The sequence below is a fragment of the Nocardia sp. CA-136227 genome (genome assembly GCF_050955695.1).
GTDB lineage: Bacteria > Actinomycetota > Actinomycetes > Mycobacteriales > Mycobacteriaceae > Nocardia.
In genome coordinates this window covers 5,277,460-5,291,532 of sequence record NZ_CP192081.1, presented here as the reverse complement: position 1 = coordinate 5,291,532, position 14,073 = coordinate 5,277,460, and the positions used below count along the sequence as shown (strand labels likewise).

The following is a 14,073-nucleotide window of genomic DNA, read 5'->3' as shown; positions in this document are numbered from 1 at the left end:
CTACCGGCGGGTGACCGAACTGCGCCGTGCCGATCGCACGGCAATCGAACACAGGTAACCTGACACGTCGATCCGGTCGTCCGGATCTTTTCTACATATGAAACCCACCCGTGAGAGGAGCTTCGTGCCCGCGCAGTCCAGCCCGCAGGTGTTCCGGCCCGCCGCACCGGCGGCGACCAGCTTGCGCACGGTCTCGGAGCTGACGGGCGCGACGCCCGCCGGGCCCGCGGCAGGTTTGCAGGACATCCAGGTCACGGGTATCGAGCAGCGGTCGAACGCGGTGCTGCCGGGAGATCTGTTCGCCGGTCTGGCCGGTGGGCATTCGCACGGCGCGCGCTACGCCGCGGACGCGGTGGCGCGCGGCGCGGTCGCGGTCCTCACCGATCCGGCGGGCGCGGAGCTGATCGGCGAGATCGCCGTCCCCGTGCTGGTGCACGACGCGCCGCGCACGATTCTCGGCGAGTTGTCCTCGGCCCTTTACGGTGATCCGTCTCGCAAACTGCGCATCATCGGTATCACCGGCACCTCCGGCAAGACCACCACCTCGTATCTGGTGGAGGCCGGGCTCGCCGCGTCCGGGCTGCGCACCGCGCTGATCGGCACCATCGAGACCCGCATCGGCGGGGTCCGGGTGCCCTCGGCGCTCACCACCCCCGAGGCCCCGCAGCTGCACGCCATGTTCGCGGTCATGGTCGAGCAGGGCGTGGACGCCGTGGTGATGGAGGTGTCGAGTCACGCGCTGGCGCTGGGCCGGGTGGACGGGGTGAGCTTCGCGGTCGGCGCGTTCACCAACCTGTCCCAGGACCACCTCGACTTCCACGCCGACTTCGAGGACTACTTCGCGGCCAAGCGCCGCCTGTTCATTCCCGACGGCCCGGACACCGCCGCCGCGTCGCGCCCCTCGGTGGCCGCGCGCACCGCGGTGATCTGCGTGGACGACGAGTGGGGACAGCGCCTGGCCGGCGACGTATCCGACTGCCTGGCAGCCGAATCCGGTGATACCACCGGCCGCCTGCGCACGGTGGCCACCCGCGCGGGCGCGCCCGCCGACTGGACCGCGGGCGCGGCGACCGCCGGGACCGGCGGCACCCAGGAGTTCACCGCGGCGGGGCCGGGCGTCAATGTGGATGTGCGGCTGCGGCTTCCGGGCGCGTACAACATCGCCAACGGGCTCCTGGCGGTCGCGGTCTGCGCGGCGGCGGGCGCCGATATCGAGACTTCCGCGGCGGCGCTCGGCGAGGTGGACGTGCCGGGCCGCATGCAGCGGGTGGATAGGGGTCAGGAGTTTCTGGCCGTGGTGGACTACGCGCACAAGCCCGCCGCGATCGAATCGGTCGTGGCCACCTTGCGCACGTGGTTGGCCGACCGCCCCCGCCTCCCCGGGGCTGGGACGGGACGTCTGGCGGTCGTGGTGGGCGCGGGCGGTGATCGCGATGCCGGCAAGCGGCCCCTCATGGGTGCGGCGGCGGCGCGCGGCAGCGACCTGGCCATCATTACCGACGACAATCCGCGCAGCGAGGACCCGGCCGCCATCCGCGCCGCGGTGCTCGCCGGGGCCGAACAGGTGCCGGACGCGGAACGCGGTGAGGTCCGGGAGGTCGGGGACCGGGCGGCCGCGATCCACGCCGCCGTGAACTGGGCGCGGCCCGGGGACGCGGTGCTGGTCGCGGGCAAGGGACATGAGACAGGGCAGGAGATTGCAGGCGTGAAGCAGCCGTTCGACGACCGCGAGGTACTCGCGGCCGCCCTGTCGGAAAAGACGAGGGACCTGACGCATTCATGATCGAGATGACTTTGCGGGAGATCGCGGAGGTCGTGGGCGGCACGCTGCACGACGTCGCCGATCCCGAGGCGAAGGTCACCGGCTCGGCCGAATTCGACTCGCGCCGAATCGGTTCCGGTGACCTGTTCCTGGCGCTGCCGGGTGAGCGCGCCGACGGCCACGACTTCGCGGCGCGGGCCGTCGCGCAGGGCGCGGTCGCGGTGCTCGCCGCGCGGCCGGTCGGGGTGCCCGCCATCGTGGTGGAGCCCCACCCCGGGAACACCCGCGCCATCGCACTGGCCCACGACACCGACGGCTCCGGCGCGGCGGTGCTGGACGCGCTGGCCGCACTGGCCCGCGCCAGCGTGGACCGGCTCGTGCAGGCCGGGAGCCTGACCGTGGTGGGGGTGACCGGCTCGTCCGGCAAGACCTCGACCAAGGACCTGATCGCGGCCGTGCTCGCGCCGCTGGGATCCGTTGTGGCCCCGCCCGGTTCGTTCAACAACGAGCTCGGCCACCCGTGGACGGCCCTGCGCGCCGACGCGCAGACCCGGTTCCTGGTGCTGGAGCTGTCGGCTCGCGGCCCGGGACACATCAAGGCGCTCACCGAGATCGCTCCGCCCAGCGTCGGCGTCGTGCTGAACGTCGGCACCGCGCACCTGGGCGAGTTCGGCAGCCGAGAGGTGATCGCGCAGACCAAGGGTGAACTGGTCGAGGCGCTTCCGGCCTCCGGGCTGGCGGTGCTGAACGCCGACGACCACCTGGTCGCGCGGATGGCCGGGCGCACCGCCGCCCGGGTGGTGACCGTGGGCCTGGCGTCCTCGGCCGATGTGCGCGCCGCCGACGTCGTGCTCGACGAGCAGGCGCGCGCCCGATTCACGCTGCACGCCAACGGCGAATCGGTCGACGTCCAGCTGGCCGTGTCCGGTGAGCACCAGGTCGGCAACGCCCTGTCCGCCGCCGCCGTCGCCCTCGACCAGGGCGCGGATCTCGCGACCGTCGCGGCGGCGCTGGCCGGCGCGACCGCTGCCTCGGCCCGCCGCATGGACGTGCGCACCCGTGCCGACGGCGTCACCGTCGTCAACGACTCCTACAACGCCAACCCGGATTCGGTCCGTGCCGCGCTCAAGGCGCTGGTCACCATGTCCCGCGCCGGGGCCGAGCCGCGGCCCAGCTGGGCGGTGCTCGGCGAAATGGGCGAACTGGGCGAGGAATCCGTTCTCGAACACGACAAGATCGGCCGCCTGGTGGTGCGGCTGGACGTGGACCGGCTGATCGTCGTCGGTCAGGGTCGTCCGGTGCGCGCCATGTTCCAGGGCGCCGTGCAGGAGGGCTCGTGGGGTGAGGAAGCCATCCACGTGCCCGATATCGACTCGGCCATCGCGCTGCTCGACGAAGAACTCGAGCCGGGCGCGGTGGTGCTGGTGAAGGCATCCAAGTCCGTCGGTCTGTGGACCGTCGCCGAACACCTGATCGGTGCGGACCAGGAGGCCGCTCGATGACCCAGATTCTCTTGTCGGCCGCGATCGCGCTGACCGTTTCGATTCTGCTCACCCCCGTGGTGATCCGCTACTTCGCCAAGCAGGGCTTCGGCCAGGAGATCCGGGTCGACGGCCCGGAGAGCCACAAGGCCAAGCGCGGCACCCCGACCATGGGTGGCGTCGCCATCATCATCGGCATGTGGGCCGGTTACCTGGGCTCGCACCTGATCTCCATGACCTACGGCGAGCCGGGCCCCTCGGCCTCGGGCCTGCTGGTCATGGGCCTGGCCACCGCGCTGGGTTTCGTCGGCTTCACCGACGACCTGATCAAGCTGCGCAAGCAGCGCAACCTGGGTCTGACCGCGGCCGGGAAGTACATCGGCCAGCTCACCTCGGCGATCGTGTTCGGCGTCCTGGCTTTGCAGTTCAAGAACATTCACGGCCTGACGCCGGGCGACAAGCGACTGTCCTACACCCGCGACATCAATACCTTGTCGATGAGCGTGATCGTCTTCCTGGCGTTCGTCTGCCTCATCGTGGTGGCCTGGTCCAACGCGGTGAACCTGACCGACGGCCTGGACGGTCTGGCCGCGGGCTCGATGAGCCTGGTGCTGGGCGCGTACATGATCATCACCTTCTGGCAGTGGCGTAACTCCTGCTCCGCGCACGCGGTGGCGGGCTGCTACCAGGTGCGTGATCCGCTCGACCTGGCGCTGGTGTGCGCGGCGGGCGGTGCGGCCTGTATCGGCTTCCTGTGGTGGAATGCCGCGCCCGCCAAGATCTTCATGGGCGACACCGGTTCGCTGATGCTGGGCGGTCTGCTCGCGGGCCTGTCCATCACCACCCGCACCGAGCTGCTGATGGTCGTCATCGGCGCGCTGTTCGTGGCCGAGACCACCTCGGTGGTGCTGCAGGTGGCGGTGTTCCGCGCGACCCGCAATCGTCTGTTCAAGATGGCACCGTTCCATCATCACTTCGAGCTGAGCGGGTGGGCCGAGACCTCGGTGATCATCCGGTTCTGGTTGCTGGCCGGTATGGCGTCGGCGATCGGACTGGGCCTGTTCTACAGCGAATACCTCTCTGCGGCAGGGTGAGACAGCAATGGCCGAACATTCTCCGAGGGTCCTGCGGTCGCCGGGGCCCATGCTCGAATTCCTGCGTGGCCGTGATGTGCTGGTCGCCGGGTGGGGTGTCTCCGGGCGTTCGCTGATCGAACCGCTGCGCGATATCGGTGCGCGGCCGGTGGTCACCGACAGCGGCGCCAAGGCACTGGCCGAGGCCGCCGAACTGGGTCTGGGCACCGCCACCAGTGCGGACCTGCTGGAACCGGATGCGCTGCGGCGCTTCGCGCTGGTCATCACCAGCCCGGGCTGGCGGCCGGATTCGCCGGTGCTGGCGTCCGCGGTGACCGAGGGCATCCCGGTGTGGGGTGACGTCGAGTTCGCGTGGTGGGTCGATCAGGCCCGCATCTACGGTCCGGTCCGCAAGTGGCTGGTGATCACCGGCACCAACGGCAAGACCACCACCACCCAGATGACGCACTCGATCCTGCGCGCCGCCGGCATCCCGTCGGTGGCCTGCGGCAATATCGGGCTGCCCATCCTGGACGCGCTGCGCCGCAATCCCGGCCCGCAGATCCTGGCCGTGGAACTGTCCTCGTTCCAGCTGCACTGGGCTCCGTCGGTCCGCCCCGAGGCCGGGGTGGTGCTGAATGTGGCCGAGGATCACCTGGATTGGCACGGCGGCCTGGACGCCTACGCCGCCGCCAAGGCGCGCGCGCTGACCGGCCGGGTCGGCGTGGTCGGCCTCGACGACCAGGTGGCCGCGGCGCTGGCCCGGAAGTCCAAGGCGCGTCGGACGGTCGGCTTCCGCATCGGCGTGCCCGCCGACGGCGAGCTGGGCGTGGTGGACGGCAAGCTGCTCGACCGCGCCTTCACCAAGGCCGCCATCCTGGCCGAGACCGGCGACATCAGCCCGCAGGGTCCGGCGGGCGTGGCCGACGCGCTGGCCGCGGCCGCGCTCACCCGATCCATCGACGTGGCCCCGCAGTTCGTCAAGGAGGGACTGCAGGAGCATCGGGTCGGCCCGCACCGGGCGGCCTTCGTGCGCGAGTTGTCGGGCGTGGAGTTCGTCGACGACTCCAAGGCCACCAACCCGCACGCCGCGCGTTCGTCGATCCTGGCCCACCCCAACGTGATCTGGGTGGCCGGCGGTCAGCTCAAGGGTGCGGGCGTGGAGGACCTCATCGAGGAGTGCCGCGAACACCTGGTCGCGGCCGTGCTGTTCGGGCAGGACGCGGCCGTGATCGCGGCCGCACTCGCGCGACACGCCCCCGATGTGCCGGTGGTGGAGCTGAATTCGGGGGACGATGCTCGAATGGGTGACCCCTTCACCGAGATCGAGCCCGAAGCGGTGATGGCGCGCGCGGTCCGCGTGGCGGCCGGTTTCGCCCATCGCGGCGATACCGTGCTGCTGGCTCCGGCCGCGGCATCCCTGGACATGTTCGCCGACTACACGCACCGCGGTCGCAGTTTCGCGGCCGCCGTGCAGGCCCTGGACGAGAAGGACATCGGGAGAACCGAATGACGACGGCGACGCCGCGGCGGGCCGGGAACAAGGGTCCACAGCGTCTGCGAACCGGATGGTTCGTTGCGTGGCTGGCCCGCCCGCTGGCGTCGTTCCACCTGGTGGTGGCGATCGCGGTACTGCTCACCGTGCTCGGCCTGGTCATGGTGCTCTCGGCCTCCAGCGTGGAGTCCTACGCCGGTGGCGGCTCGGCCTATTCGCTGTTCTTCACCCAGGCGGTGCTGGCCGCCGTCGGCGCGGTGCTGTTCTACATCGCGCTGCGCATTCCCATGCGGGTGATGCGGCAGCTGTCGTTCCCGGTGTTCGCGCTGTCGGTGGTGATGCTGGTGCTGGTGCTGATCCCCGGCGTCGGCACCAAGGTGCAGGGCTCGCAGCGCTGGTTCGACCTCGGCGTGGTGTCGGTGCAGCCCTCGGAGATCGCGAAAGTGACGCTGGTGGTGTGGGGTTCGCACCTGCTGGCGTCGCGGCAGTCCGAGAAGGCCGGGTACAAGGACATTCTCATGCCGCTGGTGCCGGCCGGACTGCTGGTCTGCCTGCTGGTCGTGCTCGAACCCAACCTGTCGACCACCATCGCGCTCGGCATCGTGCTGACCTCGCTGCTGTGGTTCGGCGGGCTGCCGCTGCGCATGTTCGTCACCATCGCGGTGTCGGGTGCGGTGGCGGCCTCCATCCTCGCGCTCTCGGCCGGGTATCGCTCGGACCGCATGCGCGCCTTCTTCAATCCGGGCGACGACCCGCAGGGCATCGGCTACCAGGCCCGCCAGGCCATGTATTCCCTTGCCGACGGCGGTATCTGGGGTCGCGGCCTGGGCCAGTCGCGCGCCAAGTGGAGCTATCTGCCCAACGCGCACAACGACTTCATCTTCGCCATCATCGGCGAGGAGCTCGGCTTCCTCGGCTGCGCGCTGGTGCTCGGGCTGTTCGCGCTGTTCGTGTACACCGGCCTGCGGATCGCCTCGCGGTCGGTGGATCCGTTCATCCGGCTGCTGACCGCCTCGGCCACCACCTGGATCACCGGGCAGGCGCTGATCAATGTCGGCTACGTGGTGGGTTTGCTGCCGGTGACCGGTCTGCAGCTGCCGCTGGTCTCCGCGGGCGGCTCCTCGCTGGCCATCACCCTGTTCATGTTCGGCATCATCGCCAATGCCGCCCGGCACGAGCCGGAGGCGGTGGCGGCCCTGCACGCCGGACAGGACGGCCGCTTCAGCCGTCTGCTGCGGCTGCCCACACCCGACATCTACTCGCCCGCCCGGGCCGCGCGCGCCCGCGCCAAGTCCAAGGCGACCGGCAAGCCCAAGCCCAAGCCCAAGGCGAACGCGAAGGTGAAGTCCGCGCCGCAGAAGCGCGCGCTACCCTCGGGGCGGGGCCGGGGCGGCTCGGCGGAAACATCCTCGCGGCGGTCGGTAGATTCGGATTCGGCCCGGCGCACCAGCCGCTCCACGGAATCGTGGCGCAGCACCCGGGCCTGGGAGCCCAACTATCCGATGAAACACGCCAGGGAACGGGGTAATTCGAGGTGACAGTGGAGCGGCCGGACAGTGATGTGGGTACCGCGGAAGCTCACACCGATCTACCCGAGCATCTGCGGCGCGTGCACATGATCGGCATCGGCGGTGCCGGTATGTCCGGTATCGCCCGAATTCTCCTGTCGCGCGGCGGCATGGTGTCCGGTTCCGACGCCAAGGAGAGCCGCGGCGTGCTGGCTCTGCGGGCGCGCGGCGCGCAGGTGCGCATCGGCCACGACGCCTCGGCGCTGGACCTGCTGCCCGGCGGACCCACCGCGGTGGTGACCACCTACGCCGCCATCCCCAAGACCAATCCCGAACTGGTGGAAGCCCATCGGCGCGGGGTGCCGGTGCTGCTGCGCCCGGCGGTGCTGGCCTCGCTCATGCAGGGGCACAAGACGCTGCTGGTGTCGGGCACCCACGGCAAGACCTCCACCACCTCCATGCTGGTGGTGGCCCTGCAGCACTGCGGACTCGACCCGTCCTTCGCGGTCGGCGGCGAGCTCAACGAGGCGGGCACCAACGCTCACCACGGCACCGGCGGCATCTTCGTGGCCGAGGCCGACGAGAGCGACGGCTCGCTGCTGCAGTACGCGCCCGACGTCGCGGTGGTCACCAATATCGAATCCGACCACCTGGACTACTTCGGCACCGACGAGGCCTACGTGCAGGTCTTCGACGACTTCGTGGACCGGCTGGAACAGGGCGGCCGCCTGGTGGTGTGCCTGGACGACCCGGGCTCGCTGGGTCTGGCGCAGCGTTCGGCGGCCCGGCTGGCCGAGGATTCGCGCGGGATCCAGGTGATCGGTTACGGCTCCGGCGATTTCGCGGAGTCCGGTCTGACGGTCGGCGCGCGACTGCTGTCGTGGGAGCCGCGCGATGTCGGCGGTGTCGCGGTGTTCCAGCTCTCCGACGAGTCCGCGCCGCGCACCCTGCGGCTGTCGGTGCCGGGCCGGCACATGGCGCTCAACGCGCTCGGCGCGCTGCTGGCCGCCCGCGCCACCGGGGCCGATCTGGGCGAAATCATCCAGGGCCTGGAGGGTTTCGGCGGTGTGCACCGCCGCTTCCAGCTCACCGGGCGCGAGAACGGCGTGCGCGTCTTCGACGACTACGCCCACCACCCGACCGAGGTGCGCGCGGTGCTCTCCGCGGCCGCCGAACTGGTCGCGCAGGAGGCGCGCGACGGCGCCCGGTCGCGGCCGGGGAGGGTGATCGTGGTGTTCCAGCCCCACTTGTACAGCCGCACCGCCACTTTCGCGACCGAGTTCGGGACGGCGCTGTCGCTGGCCGACGAGGTCGTGGTGCTCGACGTCTACGGCGCGCGGGAGGAGCCGCTGCCGGGCGTGAACGGAGCGATGGTCGCGAGCGCGGTCACCAAACCCGTGCACTACCAGCCGGATATGTCGCGGGTCGGCAAGCAGGTGGGCGCGCTGGCGCGGCCCGGCGACGTGGTGATCACCATGGGCGCGGGCGATGTGACCATGCTGGGCAGCCAGATTCTGGACGGGCTGCGCGCACGACCCTCGCACGGGCGGTGAGCGCCGATGGGCTCGGGTGGGGGAGAGCTGGAGCGGTCGGTTCCGGCCGCGGACGACGCCTACGACACGGCCGCTGCCGATAGCGGCACGCGCGGTACCGATTCCGCCGAGCCGGCCACCGAGGACACCGGGGCCGGCGAACGGGCGGCGGCCCGCCGGGCCCGGCTCAGACGTGGCCGGGAGCCGCGGGAGTCGCGGATCGCGATCGCCTGGCGGTCGCGCGGGGTGCGGATCGGGGTGCTCGCGGGTGTGGTGGCCCTGATCGCGCTCGGACTGGTCGCCTGGTTCACTCCCATGCTGTCGGTGCGCACGGTCGAGGTCGACGGACTGGCCGCGGTGCCGGAAGAGCAGGTGCGGCAAGCCCTGCAGGTGCCCGACGGCCTGTCCATCCTGCGGCTGGACACCGACGCCCTGGCCGAACAGGTCTCCCGGTTGCCGAAGGTCCGCTCGGTGCGGGTGCAGCGGGTGTTCCCGTCCACGGTGCGGGTGACGGTCACCGAGCGAACCCCGGTGCTGTATTTCGACAGTCCCGACGGCGCCCATCTGCTCGATTGCGACAGCGTGGAATTCGCCATCGAGCCGCCGGGCCTCGGGGTGCCCAAACTCGTGACCGAGCATCCGGGCGGAACGGACCCGGTGACCAAGGCGGCGGTGGCGGTGATGGCCGCCATTCCGATTCCGCTGCGCGATCAGGTCGGCGTGGGAGCGGTTGTGGCCCGCTCGGTTTCGGACATTGCCCTGGAGTTGCGTGACGGTCGCACGGTGCTGTGGGGCGGAACCGTGGATTCCTCGCGCAAGGCCGCGGTGGTCGGCCCCCTGCTTTCCCAGCCGGGCAAGGTATTCGATGTTTCGAGTCCGAATCTGGTCACGGTAAAGTGAGCGATACCCATTGGGCCGCCGAAATTTTCGGTGGTTTGCCGGAAGGGCACCGTCGGTTCCGATCCAGGACCGAAGGGCAACCGTCCACGATACGATGCTCGGGTGGGTCGGACGAGGCGAATCACACAAGATTCTGACACTCGTTTCGGCGCGCCTGCGCCCGTAACGCGGTGGCTGCGAATACCGTTCGGCACCAGTCGGATACTTGACATAACGCTGAAGCTATGGTTGAGGGTTTATCGGACCGAGACCATTGTGTCGTTTCATGTCGAGTAACCGAAGACGACAAGCTGTTTCAGATCGAAGGAAGGCGAGAGCCCATGACGCCCCCGCACAACTACCTTGCTGTGATCAAGGTCGTCGGTATCGGCGGCGGCGGCGTGAACGCCGTCAACCGGATGATCGAGCAGGGACTCAAGGGAGTCGAGTTCATCGCGGTCAACACCGACGCGCAGGCGTTGTTGATGTCGGACGCCGATGTGAAACTCGATGTCGGCCGTGAACTCACCCGCGGTCTCGGCGCCGGCGCCGATCCGGAGGTCGGCCGCAAGGCCGCCGAGGACCACAAGGACGAGATCGAGGAAGTCCTCAAGGGCGCCGACATGGTCTTCGTGACCGCCGGCGAGGGCGGCGGCACGGGCACCGGCGGCGCGCCCGTGGTGGCCTCCATCGCCCGCAAGCTCGGCGCGCTCACCATCGGTGTCGTCACCCGGCCGTTCTCGTTCGAGGGCAAGCGCCGCAGCAACCAGGCCGAGGCGGGCATCCAGGCCCTGCGCGAGTCCTGCGACACCCTCATCGTCATCCCCAACGACCGCCTGCTGCAGCTCGGCGACGCCGCGGTGAGCCTGATGGACGCCTTCCGCTCCGCGGACGAGGTGCTGCTCAACGGTGTTCAGGGCATCACCGACCTGATCACCACCCCGGGTCTGATCAATGTCGACTTCGCCGACGTCAAGTCGGTCATGTCCGGCGCGGGCTCGGCCCTCATGGGCATCGGCTCCGCGCGTGGCGAGGGCCGCTCGGTGAAGGCGGCCGAGGCGGCGATCAACTCGCCGCTGCTGGAAGCCAGCATGGACGGCGCGCACGGCGTGCTGCTCTCCATCGCGGGCGGTTCGGATCTGGGCCTGTTCGAGATCAACGAGGCCGCCTCGCTGGTGCAGGAGGCCGCGCACATCGAGGCCAACATCATCTTCGGAACGGTGATCGACGACTCGCTCGGGGACGAGGTCCGGGTCACGGTGATCGCCGCCGGCTTCGACGGCAGCGGGCCCGCCCGCCGCATCGAACCCGCGGTCAGCCGGTTCCCCGGCACCCAGTCGAGCACCGCGACCGCGAGCGCCGGAAGCGTCAGCCGCACTACCGAATACACCCCGGCCCGCGCGGTCGAGCCCGCCCCGGCTGCCCGCCCGGAGCCCGCGCCCGTCGCACAGCCGATCGCCGAACGCGGTCCGGCCCCGTCCTACAGCGCGCCCCGGCCCGTGGTGGACCCGACGGTGGCGAGCAACAACCGCGGCCACATCCAGCCTCCGGACACCGACGAATACGAGGTCGACGTGCCGGACTTCATGCGCCGCGGCTGACACCGCGCTGTCACGGAACGCGATTCGAACGCGCCTGCCCGAGAGGGTGGGCGCGTTCGTGATTCCGGCCGCAGTAGCTGTCTGATTCCGGGTTGCCCCGCGGTGGCTACTACCCTCGGTAGCATGACTTCAGCGGCACCTGTTTTCCGGACCAGACGGGTCGTGACGACGCGGGCGGGCGGATTCTCGCAAGCGCCCTACGACTCGTTCAATCTGGGCGACCACGTCGGCGATGATCCGGAGGCGGTGCGGCGCAATCGGGTTCGGCTCGCGGAGAGCATCGGGCTGACGCCGGACCGGCTGGTGTGGATGGAACAGATCCACGGCCGCAACGTCGAGATCGTCGACGGACCGCGCTCCGAGCCGGTGCCCGCCACCGACGCGCTGGTCACCACCCAGCGAAACCTGGCGCTGGTGGTGCTCACCGCCGACTGCGTGCCGATCCTGTTGTCCGACGACGAGGCCGGGGTGATCGCGGCCGTGCACGCGGGCCGGATCGGGGCGCGCATCGGGATCGTGCCCCGGGTGCTCGAGGCCATGGTGTCGGTCGGCGCGAAGCCGGAGCGGATCGGGGCCTTCCTCGGCCCGGCCGCCAGCGGCCGCCAGTACGAGGTGCCCGCGGCCATGCGCGCCGATGTCGAGGCGCATCTGCCGGGCAGCGCGACCACCACCGTCAAGGGCACGCCCGGCCTGGATCTGCGCGCGGGCATCCGGCGGCAGCTGGAGGCCGCCGGTGTCGGCGCCGTCGCGATGGACCCGCGGTGCACCATCGAGGACAAGACCTTGTTCTCCCACCGCCGCGGCGCGCCGACAGGCCGACTCGCCGGTGTGATTTGGATGTCACCCGAGGGGGTTTCAGAATGACCGAAAGTTTCACCGCCGCAGCGGGATCCGATGCGGCGCACGTCACGTCCGGCGGAGGTCGTGTCGCCGAGCTCGAAACCGCGCTGTCGGCACTCATCGAGCGAATCGACGCAGCGTGCGCGGCCGCGGGCCGCGAACCCGGGTCGGTGCGGCTGCTGCCGGTGACCAAGTACTTCCCCGCCTCGGATATCGAGATCCTCTATGACCTGGGCCGCCGGGAGTTCGGGGAATCCCGTGAACAGGAGGCCGCGGGCAAGGTGGCGCAGCTGGGACACCTGTCCCAGGTCCGTTGGGAGTTCATCGGACGGCTTCAGCGTAACAAGGCGAAAGCCGTTGCACGCTGGGCGGATACGGTCTACTCGGTGGACAGCGAGCGGCTCGCGAGCGCGCTCGAGGCCGGTGCGCAGGCCGCGCTGGACGAGGGCGCGCGTTCGGCCCCCTTGCGCGTGCTGCTGCAGGTGTCGCTGGACGCCGACCCGGCCCGCGGCGGCGTCCGCGACGACGCGCTGCGCGCGCTCGCCGATCAGGTCGCGGCCTCGGAATCGCTGCAGCTCGCGGGCCTGATGGCGATCCCGCCGCTGGATGTGGAGCCCGATGCGGCCTTCGAGCAACTGGCCCGCATCCACTCTGTATTAACGATTGTTCACCCCGAGGCGAAAGAACTGTCGGCGGGCATGTCCGGCGACTTGGAGTCGGCCATCCGCCACGGCAGTACGTGCGTGCGTGTCGGTACTGCGCTTATGGGCGCGCGACCGATAACCTCGGCGTAGCAAAGAAACCTCACCAGTCACATTTGAAACATATGCTTGGTGACAGACGAGGACTGAGCAGGACAACACCCCAGGCCAACCGGGGCCGAAGGAAGGTCGACCAGATGAGCACGCTGCACAAGTTCAAGGCGTACTTCGGGATGGTTCCGCTCGAGGATTACGAAGACGATTACGTCGACGACCGCGGAGCCGCCCGGAGCGCCGATGAGCGTGGCCAGCGTCGTCCCCGGCCCTACGCCGAACGCGAGCGTGACTACGACCGATACGGCGAGGACCGTTACGACGACGAGCCGGCCTACGAGCCGTCGTACAAGGCCCCCTACAAGCCGGCCTACAGCGCCTCCCGCCGTGACGACTACGCCGACGATCACCGTGAGCGCGAGCGCGATCACCGTGAGCGCGACCGCTACGACGCCGACGCCCGCTACGACGCCCCGCGTCGCCCCACCCGCATCGACGCCGCCCCCTCCAGCCGCACCCGGTCCATGGGCGGCGGTGCGAGCACCCGCGGCGCGCTGGCGATGGACACCGACGCCGAGCGGCGCATCGAGGAGCTGCGGGAGCAGGAGCGCCGCATCGAGGCGGCCCGCCGTCCCCAGATCTTCGAGGACGGAGGCACCTTGTCCAAGATCACGACGCTGCGCCCGCGCACCTACGCCGAGGCCGCCATCATCGGTGAGCGTTTCCGTGACGGCACCCCGGTGATCATGGACCTGGTCGAGATGAGCAACTCCGACGCCCGCCGCCTGGTGGACTTCGCCGCCGGTCTGGCCTTCGCCCTGCGTGGCTCGTTCGACAAGGTGGCCACCAAGGTGTTCCTGCTCTCGCCCGCCGACGTCGACGTCTCCGCCGAGGAGCGCCGCCGCATCGCCGAGAACGGCTTCTACAACCAGAAGTAGCCAGCTGCCGCTGCCGTGGGGAACGGCGGCGTCAGCCGGTGCCGGCGCACATCAGCGCCGAACACGCACGGCGGCGGCGCAATGCGCCGCGTCCAGGGGGTTGCGACCGAGGGTCGCGGGGGATCATGGGGGAGTCTTGCGGCCATGCCGCGTCAACACCGGATGTGACCGGCACGATCCGTGTTTCTGTTTTGCCGATCATGGTTTGT

The 14,073-nt window shown here is 70.2% G+C and carries 11 protein-coding genes; all 11 read left to right on the top strand.

What is annotated here, in order from left to right; all coding sequences use genetic code 11:
- The first annotated feature begins 97 nt into the window (after positions 1-97).
- The 11 genes from ACQP06_RS24495 to ACQP06_RS24445 all read left to right on the top strand — a co-directional run bounded on the left by ACQP06_RS24495 (position 98) and on the right by ACQP06_RS24445 (position 13,864).
- A complete protein-coding gene (locus ACQP06_RS24495; protein WP_433666799.1) occupies positions 98-1,783 on the top strand; it encodes a UDP-N-acetylmuramoyl-L-alanyl-D-glutamate--2,6-diaminopimelate ligase in 1,686 nt (561 codons plus the stop codon).
- On the top strand, positions 1,780-3,264 hold the full coding sequence (locus tag ACQP06_RS24490; protein WP_433666798.1) for a UDP-N-acetylmuramoyl-tripeptide--D-alanyl-D-alanine ligase: 1,485 nt from the start codon (positions 1,780-1,782) through the stop codon (positions 3,262-3,264). The genes ACQP06_RS24495 and ACQP06_RS24490 overlap by 4 nt, the downstream gene beginning before the upstream one ends.
- Entirely contained in the window at positions 3,261-4,337 is a 1,077-nt protein-coding gene (mraY, locus tag ACQP06_RS24485; RefSeq protein WP_213560470.1) for a phospho-N-acetylmuramoyl-pentapeptide-transferase, read from the top strand. The genes ACQP06_RS24490 and mraY overlap by 4 nt, the downstream gene beginning before the upstream one ends.
- A 49-nt stretch (positions 4,338-4,386) precedes the next feature.
- Positions 4,387-5,829 carry a UDP-N-acetylmuramoyl-L-alanine--D-glutamate ligase gene (gene murD / locus ACQP06_RS24480; protein ID WP_379106660.1) on the top strand — a complete coding sequence of 481 codons (1,443 nt, stop codon included), beginning with the start codon at positions 4,387-4,389 and terminating at the stop codon, positions 5,827-5,829.
- The gene (ftsW, locus tag ACQP06_RS24475; protein ID WP_433666797.1) at positions 5,826-7,349 is read left to right on the top strand and encodes a putative lipid II flippase FtsW; all 1,524 of its coding nucleotides are present in this window, start codon (positions 5,826-5,828) and stop codon (positions 7,347-7,349) included. Before murD ends, ftsW begins: the two co-directional genes overlap by 4 nt.
- A 77-nt stretch (positions 7,350-7,426) precedes the next feature.
- Positions 7,427-8,872: a UDP-N-acetylmuramate--L-alanine ligase gene (gene murC / locus ACQP06_RS24470; protein WP_433673422.1), complete on the top strand. Its 1,446-nt coding sequence runs from the start codon at positions 7,427-7,429 to the stop codon at positions 8,870-8,872.
- A 6-nt stretch (positions 8,873-8,878) separates the two neighbouring features.
- Positions 8,879-9,751: a cell division protein FtsQ/DivIB gene (locus ACQP06_RS24465; protein ID WP_433666796.1), complete on the top strand. Its 873-nt coding sequence runs from the start codon at positions 8,879-8,881 to the stop codon at positions 9,749-9,751.
- A 320-nt stretch (positions 9,752-10,071) separates the two neighbouring features.
- Positions 10,072-11,331: a cell division protein FtsZ gene (gene ftsZ / locus ACQP06_RS24460; RefSeq protein WP_433666795.1), complete on the top strand. Its 1,260-nt coding sequence runs from the start codon at positions 10,072-10,074 to the stop codon at positions 11,329-11,331.
- A 123-nt stretch (positions 11,332-11,454) separates the two neighbouring features.
- Positions 11,455-12,195, top strand: a complete 741-nt coding sequence (pgeF, locus tag ACQP06_RS24455; RefSeq protein WP_433666794.1) for a peptidoglycan editing factor PgeF — start codon at positions 11,455-11,457, stop codon at positions 12,193-12,195.
- Complete coding sequence (locus tag ACQP06_RS24450) at positions 12,192-12,965, top strand: YggS family pyridoxal phosphate-dependent enzyme (protein WP_433666793.1); 774 nt, start codon at positions 12,192-12,194, stop codon at positions 12,963-12,965. Before pgeF ends, ACQP06_RS24450 begins: the two co-directional genes overlap by 4 nt.
- 104 nt (positions 12,966-13,069) lie before the next feature.
- Positions 13,070-13,864 (top strand): cell division protein SepF, encoded by a 795-nt coding sequence (locus ACQP06_RS24445; RefSeq protein WP_433666792.1) that lies wholly within the window; start codon positions 13,070-13,072, stop codon positions 13,862-13,864.
- Positions 13,865-14,073: the final 209 nt, after the last annotated feature.